Annotated in this window: 18 protein-coding genes and 1 other RNA gene; 6 read left to right on the top strand and 13 right to left on the bottom strand. The window is 60.5% G+C overall.

Annotation, left to right across the window (positions count from 1 at the left end; genetic code table 11):
• Window positions 1-5: 5 nt before the first annotated feature.
• The 5 genes from KGB24_RS26315 to dnaX all read right to left on the bottom strand — a co-directional run bounded on the left by KGB24_RS26315 (window position 6) and on the right by dnaX (window position 5,799).
• Window positions 6-1,154, bottom strand: a complete 1,149-nt coding sequence (locus KGB24_RS26315) for an acyl-CoA dehydrogenase family protein (protein ID WP_008028555.1) — start codon at window positions 1,152-1,154, stop codon at window positions 6-8.
• A gap of 182 nt (window positions 1,155-1,336) precedes the next feature.
• Entirely contained in the window at window positions 1,337-1,939 is a 603-nt protein-coding gene (gene recR, locus KGB24_RS26310) for a recombination mediator RecR (protein ID WP_223413905.1), read from the bottom strand.
• A 65-nt stretch (window positions 1,940-2,004) separates the two neighbouring features.
• Window positions 2,005-3,039, bottom strand: a complete 1,035-nt coding sequence (locus tag KGB24_RS26305) for an NADP-dependent oxidoreductase (protein ID WP_192226257.1) — start codon at window positions 3,037-3,039, stop codon at window positions 2,005-2,007.
• A gap of 264 nt (window positions 3,040-3,303) precedes the next feature.
• Window positions 3,304-3,642 (bottom strand): YbaB/EbfC family nucleoid-associated protein, encoded by a 339-nt coding sequence (locus KGB24_RS26300; protein WP_008028561.1) that lies wholly within the window; start codon window positions 3,640-3,642, stop codon window positions 3,304-3,306.
• 66 nt (window positions 3,643-3,708) lie between these two features.
• Window positions 3,709-5,799 (bottom strand): DNA polymerase III subunit gamma/tau, encoded by a 2,091-nt coding sequence (gene dnaX, locus KGB24_RS26295; protein ID WP_223413904.1) that lies wholly within the window; start codon window positions 5,797-5,799, stop codon window positions 3,709-3,711.
• Window positions 5,800-5,943: 144 nt separating this feature from the next.
• Here dnaX and KGB24_RS26290 point away from each other — a divergent pair, with 144 nt between their 5' ends.
• Window positions 5,944-6,681, top strand: a complete 738-nt coding sequence (locus tag KGB24_RS26290; protein WP_008028565.1) for a substrate-binding periplasmic protein — start codon at window positions 5,944-5,946, stop codon at window positions 6,679-6,681.
• Window positions 6,682-6,698: 17 nt separating this feature from the next.
• Here the strand turns inward: KGB24_RS26290 and KGB24_RS26285 are convergent, their stop codons facing one another.
• On the bottom strand, window positions 6,699-8,399 hold the full coding sequence (locus KGB24_RS26285) for a putative bifunctional diguanylate cyclase/phosphodiesterase (RefSeq protein ID WP_223413903.1): 1,701 nt from the start codon (window positions 8,397-8,399) through the stop codon (window positions 6,699-6,701).
• A gap of 416 nt (window positions 8,400-8,815) precedes the next feature.
• Here KGB24_RS26285 and KGB24_RS26280 point away from each other — a divergent pair, with 416 nt between their 5' ends.
• Window positions 8,816-9,130 (top strand): helix-turn-helix domain-containing protein, encoded by a 315-nt coding sequence (locus KGB24_RS26280; protein ID WP_008028568.1) that lies wholly within the window; start codon window positions 8,816-8,818, stop codon window positions 9,128-9,130.
• A gap of 183 nt (window positions 9,131-9,313) precedes the next feature.
• Here the strand turns inward: KGB24_RS26280 and ffs are convergent.
• The 6 genes from ffs to KGB24_RS26250 form a co-directional block, all read right to left on the bottom strand.
• Window positions 9,314-9,410: signal recognition particle sRNA small type (gene ffs, locus KGB24_RS26275), an RNA gene on the bottom strand.
• A 137-nt stretch (window positions 9,411-9,547) separates the two neighbouring features.
• Entirely contained in the window at window positions 9,548-10,714 is a 1,167-nt protein-coding gene (locus KGB24_RS26270; protein ID WP_223413902.1) for a putative zinc-binding metallopeptidase, read from the bottom strand.
• A 172-nt stretch (window positions 10,715-10,886) separates the two neighbouring features.
• Window positions 10,887-13,244, bottom strand: a complete 2,358-nt coding sequence (gene ligA, locus KGB24_RS26265) for an NAD-dependent DNA ligase LigA (RefSeq protein WP_223413901.1) — start codon at window positions 13,242-13,244, stop codon at window positions 10,887-10,889.
• 177 nt (window positions 13,245-13,421) lie between these two features.
• Window positions 13,422-14,276: a cell division protein ZipA gene (gene zipA / locus KGB24_RS26260; RefSeq protein ID WP_223413900.1), complete on the bottom strand. Its 855-nt coding sequence runs from the start codon at window positions 14,274-14,276 to the stop codon at window positions 13,422-13,424.
• A gap of 258 nt (window positions 14,277-14,534) precedes the next feature.
• Window positions 14,535-18,023, bottom strand: coding sequence for a chromosome segregation protein SMC (gene smc, locus KGB24_RS26255; protein ID WP_223413898.1), 3,489 nt, complete (start codon window positions 18,021-18,023; stop codon window positions 14,535-14,537).
• Window positions 18,024-18,025: 2 nt separating this feature from the next.
• Window positions 18,026-18,685, bottom strand: a complete 660-nt coding sequence (locus KGB24_RS26250) for a GntR family transcriptional regulator (protein ID WP_223413897.1) — start codon at window positions 18,683-18,685, stop codon at window positions 18,026-18,028.
• Window positions 18,686-18,951: 266 nt separating this feature from the next.
• On the opposite strand from KGB24_RS26250, the gene xdhA reads away from it, so the two are divergent.
• From xdhA to guaD, 4 genes are all read left to right on the top strand, one after another.
• Entirely contained in the window at window positions 18,952-20,406 is a 1,455-nt protein-coding gene (gene xdhA / locus KGB24_RS26245) for a xanthine dehydrogenase small subunit (protein ID WP_223413896.1), read from the top strand.
• Window positions 20,399-22,798 carry a xanthine dehydrogenase molybdopterin binding subunit gene (gene xdhB / locus KGB24_RS26240; protein ID WP_192416913.1) on the top strand — a complete coding sequence of 800 codons (2,400 nt, stop codon included), beginning with the start codon at window positions 20,399-20,401 and terminating at the stop codon, window positions 22,796-22,798. The genes xdhA and xdhB overlap by 8 nt, the downstream gene beginning before the upstream one ends.
• A 140-nt stretch (window positions 22,799-22,938) precedes the next feature.
• Entirely contained in the window at window positions 22,939-23,784 is an 846-nt protein-coding gene (xdhC, locus tag KGB24_RS26235) for a xanthine dehydrogenase accessory protein XdhC (protein WP_223413895.1), read from the top strand.
• Window positions 23,785-23,792: 8 nt separating this feature from the next.
• The gene (gene guaD / locus KGB24_RS26230; protein ID WP_008027372.1) at window positions 23,793-25,097 is read left to right on the top strand and encodes a guanine deaminase; all 1,305 of its coding nucleotides are present in this window, start codon (window positions 23,793-23,795) and stop codon (window positions 25,095-25,097) included.
• 170 nt (window positions 25,098-25,267) lie between these two features.
• Here the strand turns inward: guaD and KGB24_RS26225 are convergent, their stop codons facing one another.
• Entirely contained in the window at window positions 25,268-26,032 is a 765-nt protein-coding gene (locus KGB24_RS26225; protein ID WP_008027375.1) for a GntR family transcriptional regulator, read from the bottom strand.
• Window positions 26,033-26,301 lie beyond the last annotated feature (269 nt).

Genomic DNA, 26,301 nt, shown 5'->3' with positions numbered 1-26,301 from the left:
AGGATTCAAAGCCCCATCTGCTTACTGATAATCTCGTTCATCACTTCCCGTGTCCCGCCACCAATCGACAGGATCCGGTTGTCCCGGTACAGCCGCTCCACCAGGCTTTCACGCATATAACCCAAGCCCCCCAGAATCTGCACCGCATCCGTGGTAATCCGGTCCGCCGTGTCCGTCGCGAAATTCTTCGCCATGGAAATCTCCTTGATCACACTCTGCCCCGCCGCCATTTTCGCCGCCTGGCGGTAAGTGAACTCCCGTGACACTTCCAGCGCCGTGGCCATTTCGGCGAGGCGATGCTTGAGCACCTGAAACTTGCCGATGGGCTTGCCGAACGCTTCGCGCTGACGGGCCCATTTCAGGCTTTCCTCCAGCGCCAGTTGCGCGGTCATGTTGGCCATCAGCGCCAACGCCAGGCGTTCGCTCTGGAAGTTGCCCATGATGCAAGCGAAGCCCATGTTCTCGGCGCCGATCAGATGGCCTACAGGTACGCGGCAATCGTCGAAGAACAATTCAGCGGTGTCCGACGCCCACCAGCCCATTTTCTTCAACTGACGGCCTACGGTGAACCCTGGCGTGCCCTTCTCGATCAGCAGCAGGCTGATGCCGCCAAAACCGGGCGCACCGGTGCGCACTGCGACGGTGTAGTAATCCGCACGCACGCCACTGGTGATAAAGGTTTTGCTGCCGCTGACCCGGTAGACGTCGCCGTCACGCACGGCGCGGGTTTGCAGGTTGGCCACGTCGGAGCCACCGCTGGGCTCGGTGACCGCCAGGGCACTGATCTTCTCGCCAGCCAGCACGGCCGGCACGATGCGATCGCGAACGTCCGGCCTGGCCCATTTGAGAATGGGCGGCAGACCGATGTCCAGCGAACCCAACCCGGCGACCAGACCGCCAGAGCCGCAGCGCATCAACTCTTCGCTGGCGGCGATCTTGGCGAACAGATCACCTTCATGGCTGCCGCCCAGGGTTTCCGGGTAACCGATGCCCAGGATCCCCGCTGCACCGGCCTTGAGGTAGAGTTCGCGGGGAAAGCTTTCGGCTTCTTCCCACTGGTCGATGTCCGGAAGAATCTCGCGCTCGACGAAACGTCTGACGCTGTCGCGGACCAATTGGTGGCTGGGGTCGAAGTATTCCTGGAAGGCAGGCATCGGCGAACTCCATGGAAGGGTTCAGCGACGTTAACCGAGCGCTTGCTTGGTTTTCAACAGGATTGTGTGAATCAGATGGACCGAGTCGCTCCCTTCGCGGGCAAGCCTCGCTCCTACAAGGGCTATGCAAAACCTGTAGGAGCGAGGCTTGCCCGCGAAGGCGTCAGCCCAAACACCGAAAATTACAAAGCGATAGGCTTACGCCCCGCAAACGAATGCGCCAACGTCCCGCCATCCACCAGTTCCAGCTCGCCACCCAACGGCACGCCGTGGGCAATGCGCGAGGCGATCAGGCCTTTGTTGTTGAGCAACTGGGCGATGTAATGCGCCGTGGCTTCACCCTCGACCGTCGGGTTGGTCGCCAGGATGACTTCGGTAAAAGTGCCTGCCTCTTCGATCCGCGCCAGCAATTGCGGAATCCCGATGGCTTCCGGCCCCAGCCCGTCGAGCGGCGACAGGTGGCCCTTGAGCACGAAGTAACGACCGCGGAAACCGGTCTGCTCCACCGCGTAGACGTCCATCGGCCCTTCCACCACGCACAGCAAGGTGTCGTCGCGGCGGTTATCGGCGCATTGCGGGCACAGGTCGTCTTCGGTCAGCGTGCGGCACAACCGGCAATGCCCCACCCCTTCCATCGCCTGGCTGAGTGCCAGGGCCAGTCGCGAGCCACCGCTGCGATCACGCTCGAGCAGCTGCAACGCCATGCGTTGGGCAGTTTTCTGACCCACACCTGGCAAAATTCGCAGGGCATCGATCAGTTGGCGAATCAAAGGGCTGAAGCTCATGGGGAAACGTCCGACAAAACAACGAGACGCGGTTTATACCCGCGCCTCTCTTTAGCGTCAAATACTCAGTCCTGCGCGACGCGCACCACCAGTTTGCCGAAGTTGCGTCCCTCCAGCAGACCGATGAACGCCTCGGGCGCATTCTCGAGACCTTCGACCACATCTTCGCGGAATTTCACCTTGCCGTCGCGCACCCACGGCGCCATGGCGCTGACGAATTCCGGCTGACGATCACCGTAGTCGTCGAACACGATGAAGCCCTGAATCCGCACACGCTTGGTCAGCAAGGTGCGCTGCAATTGCGGCAGGCGATCCGGACCGGTCGGCGCCTCGCTGGCGTTGTAGGAAGCGATCAGGCCGCACAGCGGAATCCGCGCCTTGGGGTTGAGCAACGGCACCACCGCGTCGAATACCTTGCCACCGACGTTCTCGTAATAAATGTCGATGCCCTGGGGACACGCCTGAGCCAGCTCAGCGGCGAAGTCGGGACTCTTGTGGTCGATGCAGGCGTCGAAACCCAACTCATCCACGACGTAGCGGCACTTGTCCGCGCCACCGGCCACGCCGACCACACGCAGGCCTTTGATCTTCGCCACTTGCCCGACCACCGAACCCACCGCACCGGACGCCGCCGCGACCACAAGGGTTTCTCCGGAGGCTGGCTGGCCGATGTCCATCAAACCCATGTAGGCGGTCATGCCCGGCATGCCGAGCACGCCCAGCGCCATCGACGGGCTCGGCAGCCCGGACGGCACCGGAATGATATTGCGACCGTCGCTGATGCTGTGGCTCTGCCACCCGGTAGCGCCGACGACCAGGTCACCTTGCTGAAATTTCGGATTCAGCGAGCGCTCGACACGGCTGACGGCGCCACCGGTCATCACTTCGTCGATTGCCACTGGCGCCGCGTAGGACGGCGCGTCACTCATACGGCCGCGCATGTAGGGATCCAGCGACAGGTACAGGGTTTTGAGCAATATCTGGCCATCCGCCAGGTCCGGCAGTGCTTCCCGTTCCAGGCGAAAATTCTCCGGCGTCGGTGCGCCCACCGGGCGGGACGCCAGGACGATACGTTGGTTGAGGGTCAATGCTTGTGGCATGTGAGCGTCTCCTTTGATCGATGAATTTGGCGGTATAGGGAAGCAGACCTTTGTGGCGGTCGGGTGTTCGATGTTTCTACCTTGAGACCGAGTTGTTACCATCGCGAGCAGGCTCACTCCTACAGGTTAACCGCGTTCCCAGGTAGGAGTGAGCCTGCTCGCGATGGCGGCTTCACAGGCGCCGTATGACCAACAGACAGAAACAAAAATGCCAGGCGCAATGCCTGGCATTTTTTTGTAGCTCATCCGACGCGCTTTGGCGAATCAGAACGGCAGCTTCATCCCCGGTGGCAGTTGCATGCCAGCGGTCATGCCGGACATTTTGTCCTGGCTGTTGGCTTCGATCTTGCGCACGGCGTCGTTGACGGCGGCGGCGAATACGGCCTCCAGCATCTCTTTGTCGTCTTCACTCAGGCCTTCGACCAGGCTCGGATCGATGGTCACACGCTTGACGTCGTGACGACCGGTCATCACCACGGTGACCATATCGCCACCGGCCTTGCCGGTGACTTCGGCGTTGGCCAGCTCTTCCTGCATCTTGGCCATTTTTTCCTGCATCTGCTGCGCCTGCTTCATCAGGCCGGCCATGCCACCTTTCATCATGGGAATCACCTCAAAGTACTTGGATAAAAACAGCGCCCGGCCCTTTCGGCCGAGCGCCTTCAGTTATTAGCCCTGACTGACCAGGGCTTCGACAGGTTCAATAGTATCGTTACGGACCACCGCACCGAACTGCTGCATCATTTGCTGGATGAACGGATCACCGTGGATCGACTCTTCCGCCTCGCGCTGACGGTTGGCACGACGCCGGGATGCAGCCTGGGCCGGGGTCTCCTGCTCGGGCTTGATCAGCTCCATGCTCAGGGTCAGCGTGCGCCCGTGAAACTGGTTCAGCGCATCGTTGAGACGACGTTGCTGGGTCGCGTTGAACAAGGCGCTATGGGCCGGGTCCAGGTGCATCAGCCAGTGGTCACCCTCCACGGAGATCAGCGTGCAGTTGGCGGCGATGCTGCCGGTCATGCCGGAAATCGGCAGTTTCGGGAACAGTTCCAGCCATTGCAGGGCCAGACCGGTGGCAGGCATCGCGGCCGGCTCAGGTTCGGGTTCCGGCGCAGGTTCGGCGGCGTGTTCACTGGCCAATTCGTCGAGGTAGCTGTACGCCGAATCCATGTCCGGCTCGATGTAGTCCTCGTCCAACGGCGGCTCATCGTCGGGGTCGATGCCCCGTGTCGCGGCGTCGACGTCGGCCACGGAAGGTTCCGGGATCGGCGCAGCGGCCCATTCCGGCGCGTCTGGCACCACGCTGTCAGGCGTCGGCAACGGCATCGGGGGCAATTCGGGTTGTTCAGCGGCGGTTTCCAGCACCGGCTCGACGGCCGGCTGCTGGACGACTTCGGGTTCTACCGGATCATTCCACGGCAGATCGACGACGGCTTCGACCGCTACCGGCGCAACAACGGGCTCCGGCACGATGACCGGTTCAGGCACGACAACGGCTGCAACCGGCTCAGGCTCGGGAGCAACCACCGGCGCGACCGGCGCGGCAACAACCGGTGCAACTGCCGCAGCGACTACCGGCGCAACAACCGGCGCGGCAGCCACTGAGTTTGCGGAATCAACTGTGGCCTGGCTGATCCCCACTGGCTTTAGCGGTTGCCTCGGCGCATCGGCGGTGTCCGCCGGGCGGAACGCGAGCATCCGCAGCAAGACCATTTCGAAGCCGCCGCGCGGGTCCGGCGCCAGCGGTAAATCGCGGCGGCCGATCAGGCCCATCTGGTAATAAAACTGCACATCTTCGGCCGGCAAGGCCTGGGCCAGCGCCAGCACCCGATCACGGTCGCCGTGACCGTTGTCGACGCCTTCAGGCAAGGCCTGGGCGATGGCGACACGGTGCAGCACGTTGAGAATTTCCGAGAGCACGCCGTTCCAGTCCGGACCTTGCTCCGCCAGATGGCGGACAGCCTCGAGCAACGCCTTGGCGTCGCCTTCGATCAGCGAGTGCAGAACGTCATAGACCTGACCGTGATCGAGCGTGCCGAGCATCGCCCGTACATCGGCGGCCATGACTCGACCTTCACCGAAGGCAATCGCCTGATCGGTCAGGCTCATGGCATCGCGCATCGAACCATCGGCGGCGCGGCCCAACAGCCACAGCGCGTCGTCTTCGAACGGTACGTTTTCGACGCCCAGCACGTGGGACAAATGCTCGACCACCCGTTCAGGGGTCATGTTCTTCAGCGAGAACTGCAGGCACCGCGAAAGAATCGTTGCAGGAAGTTTCTGCGGGTCGGTGGTCGCCAGGATGAACTTGACGTAGGGCGGCGGCTCTTCGAGGGTTTTCAACAGCGCATTAAAGGAATGGCTGGAGAGCATGTGCACTTCGTCGATCAGGTAGACCTTGAAGCGCCCGCGGCTCGGGGCGTACTGCACGTTGTCGAGCAGCTCGCGGGTGTCCTCGACCTTGGTCCGGCTCGCGGCGTCGATCTCGATCAGGTCGACGAAACGGCCTTCATCGATCTCGCGGCACACCGAACACTCGCCACACGGCGTCGAAGTGATACCCGTTTCACAGTTCAGGCATTTGGCGATGATCCGCGCGATGGTGGTCTTGCCGACCCCGCGCGTGCCCGTAAAGAGGTAAGCGTGGTGCAGCCGCTGGCTGTCCAAGGCATTGATCAGAGCCTTGAGCACATGGGTCTGGCCGACCATTTCGCGGAACGAGCGCGGACGCCATTTACGTGCAAGAACCTGATAACTCATCGAAAACCATCGCCACTGGGAAGCAGAAGCGGCTAATGCTAGCGGAGCAAGGCCAAAATTGCATCCGGCGCGCTCGTCTAATCTGGCTAAGCTGCACTTGCGGTGATTTTTATCGGCTCGATTTTCATCGATAGCGGAGCGTTTATGCGGCTGGCCTTGGGGGCACTGCTGTTGATGAGTCTGAACGTCATGGCTGCCAACGCGCCGCTGCGCTTCGTGGTGCCCGACAGTTGGGCGATGCCGATGGTGCAGCTTTATCAAGGCCAGCCGACCCAGGGCATCCTGCATGACGTGATGGTCAGCCTCGCGACCCAGGTTGGCGTTCCGGCCGAGTTTCACGTACTGCCGCGGGCCCGGGTGCAAAATGCCATGGAGCACGGCGAGATCGATGTCCGCTGCTACGCCGCACAAACGTGGTCGCCAAATCAGTCCGGGGACTACATCTGGAGCATTCCGCTCTGGACCCAGCCGGACGTGCTGATCAGCCGGCACGAGTTGCAGACCTCAATCGATCCGGCGAATTTGCCACAACAATCCATCGGCACGGTGCTCGGCTACAGTTACCCCACCCTGCAACCGCTGTTCGACGCCGGGCGCCTGCTTCGCGAGGACGCGCGCAATCAGGAACAGGTCCTGGAAAAACTCATGGCCGGACGCTACCGCTATGCCGTGAGCAACCAATGGACGCTGGACTGGTTCAATCAGCGTCTGCTACCTGAGCAGCAACTGCAAGGCGTGGCGGTGCTGCAAGTGCAGAGTGTCGGTTGTTACGTGCGTAATGACCCGAAAGTGCCCGTGCAACGCATTCTGCGCACGTTGCTGAGGATGAAAATGTCCGGGGAAATTGATGACATTATCCGGCTTTATGTCGGCAAACCCTGAACCTGCGAGAGCGAGTCTCAGACTGTTTGATCGAGCGCTCGCCATTGCGCCGGCGCGACAAAACCTTCGACCCAGCCCGGCACATCAACCGCCGGCATCGGCCGGGCAATGAAATAGCCCTGCGCAACGTCGCACCCCAACTGCATCAACAGCTCGCCGTGCTCGATACTTTCCAGCCCTTCGGCGATCACTTGTCGGCCAAACGCGCGGGCCAGGCCAATCACTGCGGTGGTGAGGGCCAAGTCGTCGCGATCATGCAGAATGTCGCGGATAAACGACCTGTCGATCTTGATGGTCTGGGTGCGCAAGCGCTTGAGGTAGTTCAAGGACGAATAACCGGTGCCGAAGTCGCCCAGTGAAAACTGCACGCCGAGCGCCTGACAGGCCTGCAGACAGGCGCTGACATGCTGGATGTTTTCTATCGCCACCGACTCGACGATTTCCAGATCGAGCATCTGCGGCGCGACCCCGGCATGGCGGGCGAGCACCTGTCTGAGCCGGTCGACGAAATCCGCTCGCTGGAAATGCCGGGCGGCGATGTTGACGCTGATCGGCCAGCCCTGCCCCGCTTGCTGCCAACGGTCCAACTGCATCAACACCTGATCCATCACCCATTCACCGATATCGATGATCAGGTCCGTCTCCTCCACCATCGGTAAAAACTCTCTAGCCGGCACCATGCCATTTTGCGGATGCTCCCAGCGCAAGAGCGCCTCGAAGCCGACGACGACACCGCGACGCATGTTCACTTTCGGCTGGAAATGCACACGCAGCTCGCCGGCGGCCAACGCCTGTCGAACCCGTTCGACGGTCTGGTGAGTGGCCTTGACCTCTCGATCCCGGAACACGTCGAATAAATGAAAGCGATTGCGCCCGCTCTGCTTAGCCACGTACATCGCCTGATCGGCGTGACGCAGCAAGGTTTCGGCATCTTGATTGTCATCGGGGAACAGGGTGACGCCGATGCTGGCAAATACATTCAGGGTCTTGCCCCGCAGCTGGTACGGCGCCGAAATCGCGCCCAACACACGGTTCAGCGCCGCGCGCAGCTCCGGAACATCACGCACATAGCGCAACACCAGCACGAACTCGTCACCGGCCAGACGCGCCACCACATCCTCGCCGCGAACAATGTCGCGCAAACGCTTGGCCACCTCCACCAGCAACAGATCGCCACTGGCATGCCCGTAACCGTCGTTGACCGCCTTGAAGCCGTCGAGGTCGAGCATGCACACCGCCAGCGGGATGTTTTCCTCACGCGAGAACGCCAGCGCCTGATCCAGCAGGTCCGAGAGAAACGCGCGATTGGGCAGCCCGGTCAGCACGTCATGGCCGACCCGCCATTGCAGGGAATGCAGCAGTTGGCGTTTTTCGCTGATGTCGAAACGGATCGCCAGGTAACGATGAATCCGCCCGGTGGCGTCATCCAGCAGCGGCACCAACGTACTTTCGACCCAATACAGGCTGCCATTCTTGGCGCGATTGCAGATCTCGCCCTTCCAGACATTGCCCAGCGCAATGGTGCGCCACATGCCGGCGAAGAAATCAGCGGAGTGCAGGCCGGAATTGAGCAGGCGATGGTTCTGCCCGAGCAGTTCGTCGCGGCTGTAACCGGAGACGGCGCAGAACTGATCGTTGACGTAGGTAATCCGGCCGGTCAGATCGGTCTCGGAAAAGATTGCGGCGGCGTCCACGGCCCTGCGGTATTTCTCATCCATGAGTCAGGCTCACTGTCGCTAGCGGTGGTACCGCTCGACCAGCGCAAAATGCCCGGAAGAGATGTTTTGATTCGTACTGCGCAGAGCCACGTGATCACTCCAGGAACAGCGATTGATGGCCCTTTGGCCGCCGAAGATCAACTAGGCTCAAAGACCCGGACAAAGGGCAGCAACAACGATTTCGATAACATTTTGCAAGGCTTCAGGGAGGCTTCAGCACTCCACTTATTGTTCAAGGGAGCACCGTACTGGCTCTTTCGCATCAGCCAAACTTACGCAAACAGGTCACCAAATACCCTTTGGAGGAGGCAATTCTACGAAATGCATCACATTTTGCAAAGCAAGGTGATGGATCATGCAGTTGTCTAATGCAAAAATCTATCGTTAAGTTCTTGATTCTAAATGGGAATTGAGCGATGCAAATTTCAAGTTTGGGTTCAGCCATTCGGCGTTACCGCAAGGTCGCGGGGCTTACTCAGGCTGAACTCGGCGAAAAAACCGGTTTTGACCCGAAAACCATCAGCCGTTTTGAAACCGGCACCTACACCCCCAGCGTGGAAGCCCTGTTCCTGCTTGCCGGCGTGCTGGGGGTGAAACTGAAAGCCTTCTTCGCAGATTTGGGCGATGAGGATGAACAGCGGGCGTACCTGTTCGGAGTCATCCACAAAGCCACCCCGAAGGATCTGGGAAAGCTGATTGCAGCGGTTGACCAGGCCATGTCCAAGCCTTAGTGGCGGAAATGAAAAAAGGAGGCCGACTTGTCGTGATTCGACAGGTCGGCCTCCTTTTTTGCGCCTGTTTTCAAAACGGAAACGACGAAAAATCCGCCCTGGACGAAATCCATGGCAGAGCAACAAGACGGTATTTTTTGATGAAAAACGCGAGAGAAGGCTCGCGGTGCGTTATGGAGGCAACCCCACCAGCCACACCCCGGCACACAATGTTCCCGCTGTGGCTGCTTCCTTCCGGATCTGACCAGGTTCACGGGTAATCGTTGCGGGGGGACCGATGGGGTCACCATAACGACGCTCACCTGACGGCGAGCCGCGCCATTGTACCTATCTGAGGCGAAGTTACAACCGTTCGGGCGGATTAAAAAATATGAGCGGCTTCAAGGACATGCGCAGTCCTGAAAAGAGCGCGGGCGCCTACAGGTCTTGCACCACTTCATCCGCCCTGCCGCCCTCCTGCTGAATCACCAGATGAATGAAGTGCAACTTGGCAATCACCGTCGGCGGCAATACGAACGGGTAGAAATCCGGCTGGCCCATGCTGCGCGACAGTTCGTTGAGCATGCCGGCGAGTTCGATCCACGCATTGACGAATGACAGGAACGCCGCACCGCCGGGATGCTGCGGATCATAGAGGGTGCTGGGCGGGAATGGCTGGTAGTCGAAATCCATTTCCCGCGCACTCATGCCGAAGCCGAGGGCGGTGTCCACCGCGTCCATCATGTGCAGGTAATGCGCCCAGGTTTCGGCCCAGTCTTCCCAGGGATGCATCGTGGCGTAGGCGCTGACGAAATGTTGCTGCCAGTCGAGCGGCGCGCCTTGCTGGTAATGCCGGTCGAGCGCCTCGGCGTAACTTGCGCGCTCGTCACCGAACACGTCGCGAAACGGCTCCAGCCACTGGCAGTTGGCGATCAGCCGGTCCCAATAATAATGCCCGACCTCATGACGGAAGTGCCCGAGCAACGTGCGATACGGTTCGTGCATCTGCACCCGCACCTGCTCGCGGTGCGCGTCGTCGGCTTCTTTGATATCGAGGGTGATCAGGCCGTTGGCATGGCCCGTGGTCGGTGGCTTGCCTTCGAGGTCGACGCCGATGAAATCGAATGCCAGCCCGCTCTCTTCGTCCACGGTTTTGGGGATGACCTGCAAACCCAGGCTGACCAGTTGCGCAACAAGCCGACGCTTGGCGATTTCGACCTTGCGCCAGCGTTCGTGATTCTCGGGAAGCGATAAATCAGGAATGGTGTGATTCAGGCTGCAAGCGATGCACAAGGTTTCGTGATCGTTGGCCGGCAATAGCCAGTTGCAGGCGGCCGGGGTGTCGAGATTGGCGCAGCGCCGGAAGATACCCGCGCCGGGGTCGGCATCGAGAATCCAGGTGTCGACCTGTAAACCGGGCTGTAACGACGATAAGCGACTCTGTTCAGGCTGATAGCCCAAGGCCGCCGAACAAGCCAGGCACTGGCTGTTGCGAAAGAACAGCGACTGCCCGCAACGACAATGCCAGACCTTGCTGTTGCGCGAACTTTCGCCAATGAAAGGCGCGGCGATGCGTGAACTGAGCTGTTCGAAGAAGCGGTACATGGCGATCTCTCCCTGGGCTTGCCAAGACTAGATCATGATTGGTTGTCGATCGTTCCCGGATTTTGCGTGATGGCGAATATCGCCTTCGCGAGCAGGCTCACTCCTAAAGGTAACCGCGTTCTTCCAGCAGGAATGCGGCCAAATGTGGGAGCGAGCCTGCTCGCGATTGGCATCACACAGAAATACCGTGCTTGCTCAAAAACCCGACAAACGCCTCTTCATCCAGCACCTTCAACCCCAGTTCATTGGCCTTGGCCAACTTCGAACCGGCACCCGGCCCAGCCACCACGCAATGGGTCTTGGCCGACACCGAACCGGCCACTTTGGCGCCGAGGCTTTCCAGTTTGTCCTTGGCAACATCGCGGCTCATCAATTCCAGCGAACCGGTCAGCACCCAGGTCTGCCCTGCCAGCGGCAAGCCTTCGACGACTTTTTTCTCGCTCTGCCAATGCATGCCGAAATCGCGCAGCTGCTTTTCAGCGGCTTCAGCGATCTGACGATTTTCGGCGACGGCAAAGAACTCACGAACCGAATTGGCCTGTTTCTCTGGCAAGGCCTGGCGCATGTCCAGCCAGTCAGCGCCGAATACGCCCTCCAGCGAACCGAATTTTTCCGCCAGCTTCTGCGCCCCGCCCGGCCCGACCGAAGGAATGTGCAGCTTGTCGAGGAAACCGCCCAGCGTGGTGCTCGCCGCAAACTCGGCGCCCAACTCGCCCTGATCCTGAATCTGCAGACCATGCTTGAGCAGATCGGCGATCACCTGCTGGTTATGCGCATCTTCGAAGAAGCTGTGAATCTCGTGAGCCACTTCCAGGCCGACATCCGGCAAGTACGTGAGCACTTGCGGCAACGCCTGCTGAACCCGCTCCAGCGAGCCGAGGGAGCGTGCCAGCACCTTGGCTGTCTCTTCGCCGACATCGGGAATGCCGAGGGCGTAGATGAAGCGCGCCAGGCCCGGCTTTTTGCTGTCTTCGATGGCGCTGAGCAGGTTCTTGCTCGACAACTCGGCAAAGCCTTCGAGATCGACGATTTGCTCGAACGTCAGGGCGTACAGGTCGGCCGGCGAACTCACCAGACCTTCGTCCACCAACTGCTCGACGCTCTTCTCGCCCAACCCTTCGATGTCCATCGCTCGACGGGAAACGAAGTGAATGATCGCTTGCTTGAGTTGCGCGCCGCAGGCCAGGCGACCGACGCAGCGATACACCGCGCCCTCGCTAATGGTCTCGCGACCCTTGCTGCGCTTGACCAATTGTGTGCGTTCGACATGCGAACCGCAGACCGGGCACTGCTCAGGAATTTGCACTGGCCGTGCGTTTTCCGGGCGGCGCTCCATGACCACTTGCACCACCTGCGGAATCACGTCGCCCGCGCGGCGGATGATCACGGTGTCGCCGATCATCAACCCCAGACGCGCCACTTCGTCCATGTTGTGCAGCGTCGCGTTGGCCACGGTGACGCCCGCCACCTTGACCGGTTTCAAGCGCGCCACCGGCGTTACGGCACCGGTCCGACCGACCTGGAATTCCACGTCAAGCAATTCGGTGAGCTCTTCCATCGCCGGGAATTTATGGGCAATCGCCCAGCGCGGTTCGCGAGCGCGGAAGCCCAATTCACGCTGGGAGGCGATGCTGTTGACCTTGAACACCACGCCGTCGATTTCATAGGCGAGGCTGTTGCGGCGCTCACCGATGTCGCGGTAGTAATCCAGGCATTCATCGATGCCGTGTGCCAGTTTCAGCTCGCGACTGATCGGCATGCCCCATGCCTGAAGCTGCTTCAGATTACCGATGTGGGTGTCGGCAATCTCCGCCGAAACCTGGCCGATGCCGTAGCAGCAGAATTCCAGCGGACGGTTGGCAGTGATCTTCGAATCCAGCTGCCGCAAGCTGCCCGCCGCCGCGTTGCGCGGGTTGGCGAAGGTCTTGCCGCCGACTTCCAGTTGCGTGGCGTTGAGCCGTTCGAAACCAGCCTTGGACATGAACACTTCGCCGCGCACTTCCAGGGTCGCCGGCCAGCCGGGGCCTTGCAGTTTGAGCGGAATATTACGCACGGTGCGTACGTTGACACTGATGTCTTCACCGGTAGTGCCGTCACCACGCGTTGCGCCGCGCACCAACACACCGTCCTGATAAAGCAGGCTGACCGCCAGGCCATCGAGCTTCGGTTCGCAGCTGTACTCCACCGCCGCCCCGCCGCCAAACAAGTCGCCGGCTGGCAGGTCGAGGCCTTCAGTCACCCGACGATCGAACTCGCGCATGTCGGTTTCTTCGAAGGCGTTGCCGAGGCTGAGCATCGGCACTTCGTGACGCACCTGGGTGAACGCCGACAGCGCCGCGCTGCCGACACGCTGGGTTGGCGAGTCGCTGGTGATGAGGTCAGGGTTGGCTGTTTCGAGGGCCTTGAGCTCATGGAACAACCGGTCGTACTCGGCGTCCGGAATGCTCGGCTCGTCCATCACGTGGTAGCGATAGTTGTGCTGATCCAGCTCAGCGCGCAGCTCTAGAATACGGTTTTTGGCGGCGGTCATGGGTGTTCTCTCATAAAGCAAAAGAGCAGCCGAGGCTGCTCAATCTGTAAATACGGCGGTGATTTTAATTGTAGGAGCCAGCTTGCTGGCGATGGCGATCTCAAATACGCCATCGCCAGCAAGCTGGCTCCTACACAGACCTGCGGGGAATTCAGGATTTTCCGCAGGCCACCAATATCAGCGCTTCTGGGTCAGGGCGCGGCGTTCGAATTCGACGATGCGCTGACGGTAATGCTCGATCGTCTGCGCGGTCAGTACGCTGCGCTGGTCGTCTTTCAGTTCGCCGTTCAGCTCCTGGGACAGTTTGCGCGCCGCAGCCACCATCACGTCGAAGGCCTGCTTCGGATGACGCGGGCCTGGCAGGCCGAGGAAGAAGCTCACGGCCGGTGTGCTGAAGTGGTCGATGTCGTCCAGATCGAAGACGCCCGGCTTGACCGCATTGGCCATCGAGAACAGGACTTCGCCGTTGCCAGCCATGCTTTCGTGGCGGTGGAAAATGTCCATCTCGCCGAAGCGCAGACCGCTTTCCAGAATGTTCTGCAACAGCGCCGGGCCTTTGAAGCCAGCGGCGTCGCGGCAGATCACGCTGATCACCAGCACTTCTTCGGCTTGCGGTTGTTCCTTGTCGCTGACCGAAGGCGAGGCCTTGGTGCTATCCGGGAAATCGTCGTCACGGCTGCTGAAGCTCGGGCCGCCGTCCAGGTCCAGGCTGAGGTTCATGTCGCCTTGCGACGGCTCGGCATGGCCACGCTTGCCGCGCTTGGAACCCGACTCACGGGGCTCACGGGCAGGCATGCTCACCGACGGCAGATCGTGCTCGTCCAGTTGCGGTTCTTTGTGGGTATCCAGAACGCGCGGCGGGCCCAACAGCTCGGCGCTGGTGTCCTCGTCCGGCAAATTGGACAGACTTCGATCAAGACGGAACTTCAGTTTTCCCTTGCCGCCGCGCATCCGGCGCCAGCCATCGAAAAGAATACCGGCAATGACAATAATGCCGATGACGATCAGCCACTCGCGCAGACCGATTTCCATGTAATCCCGTGCCTCTATAAAAAATGCTGAAAAATAAGGGGCTTACAACTTGCAAACCGCTTTAAAACGTGGCGCCAACTCTATGTTCTGACAGGCGTTTTGCCCACGTATACGAAAAATTGACATTAAACTAGCACGACCAAAGGCAACTTTACACCGTCTGTCACAATGGCTTGCGCGAATATGTCGATTGGCCAGCAAGTCAAGGAAGGTAAATAAGTCCTAAGGACAAAAAATACTCAACCTACAGACGCCGACTCAGGCATCCACCATCGCCATCGCCTCCTCGACATCCACTGCCACCAGACGCGAGCAACCCGGTTCGTGCATCGTCACCCCCATCAATTGATCGGCCATTTCCATGGCGATCTTGTTGTGGGTGATATAGATGAACTGCACCGTCTGCGACATCTCTTTCACCAGCCGGGCGTAGCGTCCAACGTTAGCGTCATCCAGCGGCGCGTCAACTTCATCGAGCATGCAGAACGGCGCCGGATTCAACTTGAAGATCGCAAAAACCAGGGCCAGTGCGGTCAGGGCTTTTTCGCCACCGGAGAGCAAATGGATGGTGCTGTTCTTCTTTCCGGGCGGCTGCGCCATGATCGTCACCCCTGTATCGAGTAGATCTTCGCCCGTCAGTTCCAAATACGCGCGTCCTCCACCGAAAACTTTTGGGAAAAGCGCCTGTAAACCGCCATTGATCTGATCAAAGGTATCCTTGAAGCGGTTGCGGGTTTCCTTGTCGATCTTGCGAATCACGTTCTCGAGGGTGTCCAGCGCTTCGACCAGATCGTCGTTCTGCGCATCCAGATAACGTTTACGCTCTGATTGTTGCTGATATTCGTCGATGGCCGCGAGGTTGATCGCGCCGAGGCGCTGAATACGTGCGGCAATGCGTTCGAGTTCCTCTTCGGCGTCCTTCTCGCTGGCTTCGGTCGTCAGCGTGGCGAGTACGCCGTGCAGGTCGTAACCGTCTTCCAGCAACTGATCTTCCAGGGTCTTGCGGCGCACGGTCAGGGCTTGCCATTCCATGCGCTGGGTTTCCATCTGGCCACGAATCAACTGCGATTGCTGCTCGGCCTGGTGGCGGCGTTTTTCGGCGTCACGCAATTCGCGGTCGGCGTCTTCGAGGGCAATCTGTGCGGTCTTGAGTTCTTCGTCGACGGTCATGCGCTTGTCGAGCAACTCTTCGAGCTTCAGGCGCAGCTCTTCCAGCGGCGCCTCTCCCTCCTCCAGATTGAGGCTGAGCTGTTCGCGTTTTTCGGTCAGGCGCTCGGACTGCATTTCCAGCCGCTCCAGCGCCTGACGCGTCGAGTCGTGTTGCGCCTTGAGCGAACCCAGGCGCACCGCCAATTGATGCGCGTGATCCTTGTGCTGCCGGGCTTCCTGACGCACGCGATCAAGGCGTTCGCGCAAGCTGTCGCGCTGGGCCAGCAGCAGCTCACGCTGCTCGGTGTCCAACGCCATGGCGTCGAGGGCTTCCTGCAATTGCAGGCGCGCTTCGCCGATGTTTTCGTGTTCCAGCGCGCGCTGCTCGGCCAGTTCGGTGAGTTCTTCATCGAGCCGCGTACGGCGCAAGGTCAGTTGCTCGACCTTGGCTTTGCCGGCGGACAATTGGGCTTTCAATTCACCTTGCTGACGCGCTTCGTCCTGCAGCAAACGGCGCAAATGTTCGCGACCGTTTTCCTGCTGACGCTGCTGCGCACGCAGATTCTGAAGTTGGGTTTCGAGGGTTTCGACCGTAGCCTCGCGCTCTTCGCGCTCGCCGCTCAGACGCTGGATTTCCTGACCGCGAGCCAGCACGCCACTTTCCGCTTCGCTGGCGCGGCGCACCCGTAAAAAGTGCCGACCAACCCAATAACCATCACGGCTGATCAGGCTCTGGCCGGCGCCCAACTGACTGCGCATTGCCAAGGCCTGTTCGAGGTTTTCAACCGGCTTGACCTGCCCCAGCCAAGGCGACAGATCGATCTGAGCCTCGACCTTGTCGAGCAAGCTGCCGGGCACGCGCATGCCATCGCTGGCGGGGCTGAGCAATCGCAAATCGCCCTGGGCAAAACCGGCCAGATCGAAACCGCCGAAATCGTCCACCAGCACCGCTTGCAGATCGGCGCCGAGCACGGTTTCCACCGCCAGCTCCCAACCGGCTTCAACCTTGAGGCCTTCGGCCAGGCGTGGACGGTCCGCCAGGTGTTGTTCGCGCAACCATTCCGCGGTGCCGGTGCCCGGATCGAGTGCGGCTTGCTGCAAGGCTTCAAGCGAAGCGAGACGCCCGTTGAGACGCTGCAAATCGCCCTGCGCCTGTTGCTGCGCCGACAACGCTTGCTGCAATTCCTGACGCAGTTGCTCGAGTCGCTCGACCTGCGCTTCTTCGCTGGCCTGCAAGTCTTCGAGCGTGGCTTCTGAAGCGGCCAACTGCTCGCTGAGTTCCATGATCGCCGCGTCTTCCGGGTCCGCCGAAAGCAAGGCGCGTTCTTCGCCGAGGCGCTTCTGACGATCAGCCAAACGCTCCATGCTGGTTTCCAGCTGCTGGATGCGTGACTGCTGGACTTCGGACTGGCGACGCGGCTCGGCGGCGGTCAGGTTGAACGTGTCCCACTGCTCCTGCCAGCCGTGCATGGTGGTTTCGGATTCTTCCAGCGCGGCGGCGGCTTCTTCGGCGGCGGCGCTGGTGACTTCCTGCTCCGGCGTGAGCATGTCCAGCTCTTCGCCGAGGGTCAGCAGCAACGTGCGGTCGTGGCCCAGGTGAGATTCGGTTTCCAGACGCGCGCGCTCGGCTTCTTTCAGATCATCCTGCAGCTGACGCAGGCGTTGCTGACCGTGCTGGATGCTCTGCTCGACCCGGGCGATGTCGCCACCGACCGAATAGAAACGCCCCTGCACCAGATTGAAGCGCTCCGACAGGTCATGGTGCCCGTCGCGAAAGCGTTCGATGCTCGCGTCGGCGTTGCGCTGCTCGGCCACCAGCGCCTCGAACGTGACTTCCTGGGTGCCAATGATCGCTTCGCGTTGACCGACCTGTTCGTTCAAGGCCTGCCAGCGCAGGGCCGACAGTTGGGCCTTGAGTTGACGCTCCTCGCCCTTGTATTCCTGATACTTCTTGGCCGCTTCCGCTTGGCGGTGCAGGCGTTCAAGCTGACGCGTCAGCTCTTCGCGCAGGTCCGTCAGGCGCTCCAGGTTTTCGTGGGTGCGACGAATGCGGTTTTCGGTCTCGCGCCGGCGCTCCTTGTACTTGGAGATGCCCGCCGCTTCTTCAATGAAGTTGCGCAAGTCTTCGGGCTTGGACTCGATCAGCTTGGAGATCATCCCCTGCTCGATGATCGAGTAGCTGCGCGGACCCAGGCCGGTACCGAGGAAGATGTCGGTGATATCGCGGCGACGGCACTTGGTGCCGTTGAGGTAATAGGTGGTCTGGCTGTCGCGGGTGACTTTGCGGCGAATGGAAATTTCCGCATAGGCGGCGTATTCGCCAAGCAGGGTGCCGTCGGTGTTGTCGAACACCAGCTCGATGCTGGCCTGGCTCACCGGTTTACGGCTGGTCGAACCGTTGAAGATGACGTCGGTCATCGACTCGCCGCGCAAGTTTTTGGCCGAGCTCTCGCCCATCACCCAGCGCACGGCGTCGATGATGTTCGATTTGCCGCAGCCATTAGGCCCGACCACCGCCGCCATGTTACTGGGGAAGTTCACCGTGGTCGGATCGACGAAGGATTTGAACCCCGCCAGCTTGATGCACTTGAGCCGCACGCTTAAGCGTCCGTCAGGGCAGCAATCACCAGATCGCAACTGCGCTGGCAATACGCGGTCAGCACGGTGCGAATCAGCGCATGGTCACGGGCGATCACGGCCGCGAGCAAGCGTTCGAACAGTTCCAGATACTCGCTCATCGAGGCCTTGCGCTGCTCCAGGGCGAGGAAATACGCACGGCTCATGGCCGGTTGCAGATTCTCGACGGTTTCCTGCAAGTACGGGTTGTTGGCAAACCCGTAGGTGGCGCGCATCACATTGAAACTGTCGTCGACGAAGGCATGGATGTCCTGACGCTCGTAGCTCGCGGTCAGGCGCTGCTGGATTTGCAAGAACGGCGCCAGGTCGGCCTGGACTTTCCAGCCAGTGGCCACGGCATTGGCGAGCAGGATGTACATCTCGCCCATCAGCGTGCACAGGCTCTGCACCTTGTGCACGGTGAGTTCGGTCACATGCGCGCCGCGTCGCGGCAGGATCGCGATCAGGTGGCGCCGCTCAAGGATCAGCAAGGCTTCGCGGACCGAGCCGCGGCTGACATTGAGGGCCAGCGTGACCTTCTGTTCCTGGATGCGCTCCCCGGGCTTCATTTCGCCACGAATGATGCGTTCGGCGAGGTGGTGAGCAATTTGCTCGGCGAGGCTGTCCGGCGCCTTGAACGTCATGGGTGTCCTTCAAATTCTTCGATCTGTACAAGCGGCGCAGTGTAGCGCACATGAGGGGTCATGGCGGAGTGCCCACTCGGCGGTTTTTGGCACGAATCCCGCAAAAAGCAGGCTAACCCGCAAGGGTCAATAATGAAGGAACGAGTCGTTGATCGACAAAATGCTATTTCCTGACCTTTAAGTCAGAAAATCATTGACCGCAAAGTCAGACCTGATAAATTCGGTCCAAGTCGGTTAACAACAATAATGAGTCTGCGAGGCCTTCCGTGATCCAGTTTTTACTTAACCAGGAACTCCGTAGCGAGCACGCCCTGGACCCAAACCTGACCGTGCTCAATTATCTGCGCGACCATGTGGGCAAACCCGGCACCAAAGAAGGCTGCGCCAGCGGTGACTGCGGCGCCTGCACCGTGGTGGTCGGCGAGTTGCAATCGGATGACGATGGCCGCGAACACATTCGCTATCGCAGCCTCAACTCGTGCCTGACGTTCGTTTCGTCGCTGCATGGCAAACAACTGATCAGCGTCGAAGACCTCAAGCACCAAGGCGAACTGCACAGCGTGCAGAAAGCCATGGTCGAGTGCCACGGCTCGCAATGCGGCTTCTGCACCCCCGGTTTCGTGATGTCGCTGTTCGCACTGCAAAAGAACAGCGAACAACCGGACTCGCATAAAGCGCACGAAGCACTGGCCGGCAACCTCTGCCGTTGCACCGGCTATCGGCCGATTCTGCAAGCCGCCGAGCAATCCTGCTGCGGCAAGCAACCCGATCAATTCGACGCTCGCGAAGCCGAGACCATTGCGCGCCTGAAAGCCATCGCGCCGACCGATATCGGCGAACTCAACAGCGGCGACAAGCGCTGCCTGGTGCCGCTGACCGTCGCCGATCTGGCCGACCTCTATGACGCTTATCCACAGGCCCGGCTGCTGGCCGGCGGCACGGACCTGGCGCTGGAAGTCACGCAGTTCCACCGCACGCTGCCGGTGATGATTTACGTCGGCAACGTTGCCGAAATGAAGCGCATCGAACGCTTTGACGATCGCCTGGAAATCGGCGCCGCCACCGCCCTCTCCGATTGCTATGAAGCCTTGAACGCCGAGTACCCGGACTTCGGCGAATTGCTGCATCGCTTCGCTTCGTTGCAGATCCGCAACCAGGGCACCCTCGGCGGCAACATTGGCAACGCCTCGCCGATCGGTGACTCGCCACCGCTGCTGATCGCCTTGGGCGCGCAGATTGTGCTGTGCAAGGGCGAAACCCGCCGCACCCTGGCCCTGGAAGATTACTTCATCGATTACCGCGTCACCGCGCGTCAGGAAAGCGAGTTCATCGAGAAGATCATCGTGCCGCGTGCCAGCGCCGAACAACTGTTCCGTGCGTACAAGGTTTCCAAGCGTCTGGATGATGACATTTCCGCCGTTTGCGCCGCCTTCAACATCCGCCTGGAAAACGGTGTGATCGCCGACGCACGCGTTGCCTTCGGTGGCATGGCTGCCATCCCGAAACGCGCCGCCAACTGCGAAGCCGTGTTACTCGGTTCACCGTTCAACAACGCCACCGTCGAACGCGCCTGCGCCGCACTGGCCGACGATTTCACGCCGCTCTCGGACTTCCGCGCCAGCAAGGAATACCGCCTGCTCAGTGCACAAAACCTGCTGCGCAAATACTTCATTGAACTGCAAACGCCGCACATCGAGACTCGGGTGACCGCTTATGTCTAATCATCACGCTGTAGAGAAGACCCAAGCCGAACTGGCTGAACTGTTCGCCAAGGACCTGACCACCGGCGTCGGCCGCAGCGTCAAGCACGACAGCGCCGCCAAGCATGTGTCCGGTGAGGCGCAGTACATCGACGACCGTCTGGAATTTCCGAACCAACTGCACGTTTACGCACGGCTGTCGGACCGCGCCCACGCGAAAATCATCAGCATCGACACCAAGCCTTGCTACGCCTTCGAAGGCGTGCGCATCGCCATCACCCACGAAGACGTGCCGGGGCTGAAAGACATCGGCCCGCTGATGCCCGGTGATCCGTTGCTGGCCATCGACACCGTGCAGTTCGTCGGTCAGGTGGTACTGGCCGTTGCCGCTCGTGACTTGGAGACCGCACGCAAAGCCGCCATGGCCGCAGTGATCGAATACGAAGACCTGGAACCGGTGCTGGACGTGGTCGAGGCCTTTCGCAAAAAGCATTTCGTGCTGGACAGCCACACCCATGAACGCGGTGATTCAGCGGGCGCGTTGACGACAGCGAAAAATCGTATCCAGGGCACGCTGCACATTGGCGGCCAGGAGCACTTCTACCTCGAAACACAGATCTCGTCGGTGATGCCCACTGAAGACGGCGGGATGATTGTCTACTGCTCCACGCAAAACCCCACCGAAGTACAGAAACTGGTGGCGGAAGTGCTGGACGTGTCGATGAACAAAATCGTCGTCGACATGCGCCGCATGGGCGGTGGTTTTGGTGGTAAGGAAACCCAGGCAGCGAGCCCGGCATGTTTGTGCGCCGTCATCGCGCACCTCACCGGCCAGCCAACCAAAATGCGCCTGCCGCGCGTTGAAGACATGCTGATGACCGGCAAGCGTCACCCGTTCTATGTCGAGTACGACGTGGGCTTTGACGACAGCGGGCGCCTGCACGGCATTCAGCTGGAACTGGCGGGTAACTGCGGCTGCTCGCCGGACCTGTCGAACTCGATTGTCGACCGTGCGATGTTCCACGCCGACAACTCGTACTACCTCGGCGATGCGACGATCAACGGTCATCGCTGCAAGACCAACACCGCGTCGAACACCGCTTACCGTGGCTTCGGCGGCCCGCAAGGCATGGTCGCCATCGAAGAAGTCATGGACGCGATTGCCCGGCATCTGGCCCTCGACCCGCTGGCGGTGCGCAAGGCCAACTACTACGGCAAGACCGAACGCAACGTCACCCATTACTACCAGACCGTCGAGCACAACATGCTCGAGGAAATGACCGCCGAACTGGAAGAAAGCAGCCAGTACGCCGAGCGCCGCGAAGCGATTCGCCGCTACAACGCCAACAGCCCGATCCTGAAAAAAGGCCTGGCGCTGACCCCGGTGAAATTCGGTATTTCCTTCACCGCCAGTTTCCTCAACCAGGCCGGTGCGCTGGTGCACGTCTACACCGACGGCAGCATCCACCTGAACCACGGCGGCACGGAAATGGGCCAGGGCTTGAACACCAAAGTCGCGCAGGTCGTGGCCGAAGTGTTCCAGGTGGAAATGGACCGCGTGCAGATCACCGCGACCAACACCGACAAGGTGCCGAACACCTCGCCGACCGCCGCCTCCAGCGGTGCTGACCTGAACGGCAAAGCTGCGCAAAACGCGGCGGAAATCATCAAGAAACGCCTGGTGGAATTCGCCGCACGGCAATACAAGGTCAGCGAAGAAGACGTGGAATTCCACAACGGTCACGTACGGGTTCGCGATCACATCCTGACGTTCGAAGCGCTGATCCAGCAGGCGTATTTCGCTCAGGTCTCGCTGTCGAGCACCGGCTTCTACAAGACCCCGAAAATCTTCTACGACCGCAGCCAGGCACGTGGTCGGCCGTTCTACTACTACGCGTTCGGCGCGGCGTGCTGCGAAGTGATCGTCGATACGCTGACCGGCGAGTACAAAATGCTGCGCACCGACATCCTCCACGACGTTGGCGCCTCGCTGAACCCGGCGATCGACATCGGGCAGGTCGAGGGCGGTTTCATCCAGGGCATGGGCTGGCTGACCATGGAAGAACTGGTCTGGAATGCCAAGGGCAAACTGATGACCAACGGCCCGGCGAGCTACAAGATTCCGGCGGTGGCGGACATGCCGCTGGACCTGCGGGTGAAGCTGGTGGAAAACCGCAAGAACCCGGAAGACACGGTGTTCCATTCCAAGGCTGTGGGTGAGCCGCCGTTCATGCTCGGCATCGCGTCGTGGTGTGCGATCAAGGACGCTGTGGCGAGTCTGGGTGATTACAAACATCAACCGAAAATCGATGCGCCGGCGACGCCGGAGCGGGTGTTGTGGGGCTGTGAGCAGATGCGGCAGTTGAAGGCGGCGAAGGCCGTTGAAACCGAAACCGAGTTGGCTTCGCTGTAAAGACCGCGGCGCCTGGATCGCCAGCAAGCCGGCTCCTACAGATCGGTGGTGTATCGCGATTCTGCGACTGACACAAAACCTGTAGGAGCCGGCTTGCTGGCGATGAGGCCCGAACAAACAACAGAAATGTTGAGGTGAATATGTACAACTGGATCGACGCCCTCGCCGACCTGCAAAACCGCGGTGAACCCTGCGTCCTGGTGACCATCATCGAAGAGCTCGGCTCGACGCCGCGCAATGCCGGTTCGAAAATGGTCATCAGCGCCAGCCAGACCTTCGACACCATCGGTGGCGGGCATCTGGAATACAAGGCCATGCAGATCGGCCGCGAGATGCTCGCCAGTGGCAAACAGGACACGCACCTGGAGCGCTTCAGCCTCGGCGCCAGCCTCGGCCAGTGCTGCGGCGGAGTGACCGTGCTGCTGTTCGAACCGATGGGCCAGGTCCAGGCGCAGATCGCCGTGTTCGGCGCCGGCCATGTCGGTCGCGCACTGGTGCCGCTGCTCGCCAGCCTGCCCTGCCGGGTGCGCTGGATCGACTCGCGGGAAGATGAATTCCCTGAACAGATCCCCCACGGCGTGCGCAAAATCGTCGCCGAAGAGCCGGTGGATGAAATCGACGACCTGCCCGCCGGCAGCTACTGCATCGTCATGACCCACAATCATCAGCTCGACCTTGAACTCACCGCTGCGATCCTCAAGCGCAATGACTTCGCCTACTTCGGCCTGATCGGTTCGAAAACCAAACGGGTGAAGTTCGAACACCGCCTGCGCGACCGTGGTTTTGACAGCAGCGTGCTGCAACGCATGCGCTGCCCGATGGGCATCGGCGAAGTCAAAGGCAAATTGCCTGTGGAAATAGCCATCTCCATCGCCGGCGAAATCATCGCCACCTATAACGCGAATTTCGGCCAGCACGCCGCCAGCGCCGGATCGTCGATTGCCAAATTGCTGCCTGCCTCACGCCGCAGCCAAGCCTCTAATTGAGAACGCCCATGCCTCTGACTCGCAAAGCCTACCGCGCCGCCATCCTGCACAGCATCGCCGACCCCGCTGAAGTGGGGATCGAAGCCTCGTACGAGTATTTCGAAGACGGTTTGCTGGTGGTCGATAACGGCCAGATCAGTGCCCTCGGTCACGCCAGCGAATTGCTGCCAACCCTGCCCGCCGATATCGAGATCACTCATTATCAGGACGCGCTGATCACCCCCGGTTTCATCGACACCCATATCCATTTGCCGCAAACCGGCATGGTCGGCGCCTACGGCGAACAGTTGCTGGACTGGCTCAACACCTACACCTTCCCGTGTGAAAGCCAGTTCGCCGACAAGACTCACGCCGACGAAGTCGCGGACATTTTCATCAAGGAACTGCTGCGCAACGGCACCACCACCGCGCTGGTGTTCGGCAGCGTGCACCCGCAATCGGTGAACTCGTTCTTCGAAGCGGCTGAACAGCTGGACCTGCGGATGATCGCCGGCAAGGTGATGATGGACCGCAACGCGCCGGACTACCTGACCGACACCGCCGAATCCAGCTACGTCGAAAGCAAGGCGTTGATCGAGCGCTGGCACGGCAAGGGTCGCTTGCACTACGCAGTCACGCCGCGTTTCGCCCCGACCAGCACCCCGGAACAACTCACCCTGGCCGGCCAGCTGCTGAGTGAATATCCGGACCTGTACATGCAGACCCACATCAGCGAAAACCTCAAGGAAATCGAGTGGGTCAAGGAACTGTTCCCGGAGCGTAAAGGCTACCTGGACGTCTACGATCACTACCAGTTGCTCGGCGAGCGCTCGGTCTTCGCCCACGGCGTGCACCTGTGCGATGACGAATGCGCGCGATTGGCAGAAACCGGCTCGGCCATCTCGTTCTGCCCGACCTCGAACTTCTTCCTCGGCAGCGGCCTGTTCAACCTGCCGATGGCCGAGAAGCACAAACTCAATGTCGGTATCGGCACCGATGTGGGCGGCGGCACCAGTTTCTCGCTGCTGCAAACATTGAACGAGGCGTACAAGGTCATGCAGTTGCAAGGGGCGCGGCTGAGCCCGTTCAAATCGTTGTACCTGGCGACGCTGGGCGGCGCACGAGCACTGCGGTTGGAAGACAAGATCGGCACGCTGCAACCGGGCACCGACGCGGACTTCCTGGTGCTGGATTACAACGCCACGCCGTTGCTGAGCTACCGCTTGAAGCAGGCGAACAACATTGCCGAGACGTTGTTTGTGTTGATGACGCTGGGGGATGACCGGACGGTGTTGCAGACGTATGCGGCGGGGAATCAGGTGCATCAGCGCTAAGGTTTTTCGGGCATAAAAAATCCCCCGCGATCATCAGATTCCGGGGGATTTTTTATGCCCTGTAGGAGTGAGCCTGCTCGCGATGGACTCAAGGGCGCCGCGGGGCTTCAGATACCCCGCGTAATCGTTAACGACCATCGCGAGCAGGCTCGCTCCTACAGGGGACGGCGTTAGATTTTCGCCGGCGAACGCCCTGGCTTCTTGGTCTGCAACAAATGCGAGAACACCGCATGCAAATCATCCGACGCGCTTTCTTCGTCGAGGTTGAGTTTGCTGTCGATGTGGTCCATGTGATGCATCATCAGGTTCACCGCCAGCTCACCGTTGCGCGCTTCGATCGCGTCGATCAGTTGGGTGTGTTCGTCATAGGAACAGTGCGAACGGTTGCCGCTTTCGTATTGCGCGATGATCAACGAAGTCTGGGACACCAGGCTGCGCTGGAAGCTGATCAGCGGTGCATTCTTCGCCGCTTCGGCCAGTTTCAGGTGGAACTCGCCCGACAGACGAATGCCGGCACCGCGATCGCCACGGGAGAAGCTGTCGCGCTCGTCGTTGACCATCTGCCGCAACTCGGCGATTTGCTCGGCGGTGGCGTGCTGCACGGCCAGTTCAGTGATCGCACGTTCGACCAGACGGCGGGCGAGGAACACCTGGCGCGCTTCCTCGACACTCGGACTGGCAACCACGGCGCCGCGATTCGGCCGCAACAGCACGACGCCTTCATGGGCCAGGCGCGACAGCGCGCGGCGAATGATGGTGCGACTGACCCCGAAAATTTCCCCCAGCGCTTCTTCGCTCAACTTGGTGCCGGGCGCCAGGCGCTGTTCGAGGATGGCCTCGAAGATATGCGCGTAGACAATATCGTCCTGGGTACCGCTGCGGCCGGCTTTGCCTGCTCGCGGTTGTTTCTTGAGGGGTTGCAACTGTTCGTTCATGGGCACTCGAGTCGGGAGAACTGCGGCGAATTGACCGTGACTGTAATACGGCACAGTGGGTCGCTGGCAAGTATCGCGTAAAAAACACCGCGATTGTACACAATGGATGGTGGCAACACGACTGTACGGCTGTTTGTCGCCTTTGCTGTATCGCAACGATTGCTTACGTTTGAGTTTAGGCTTATCCGCAGAATCCGCAGCGAATACGATCCCCTGTAGGAGCGAGGCTTGCCCGCGAAGGCGTCGTGTCATTCAACATTGATGTCAAC

The organism is Pseudomonas sp. BF-RE-25 (assembly GCF_019956105.1).
Taxonomy (GTDB): domain Bacteria; phylum Pseudomonadota; class Gammaproteobacteria; order Pseudomonadales; family Pseudomonadaceae; genus Aquipseudomonas; species Aquipseudomonas migulae.
This window is presented reverse-complemented; position numbering and strand designations above follow the sequence as displayed.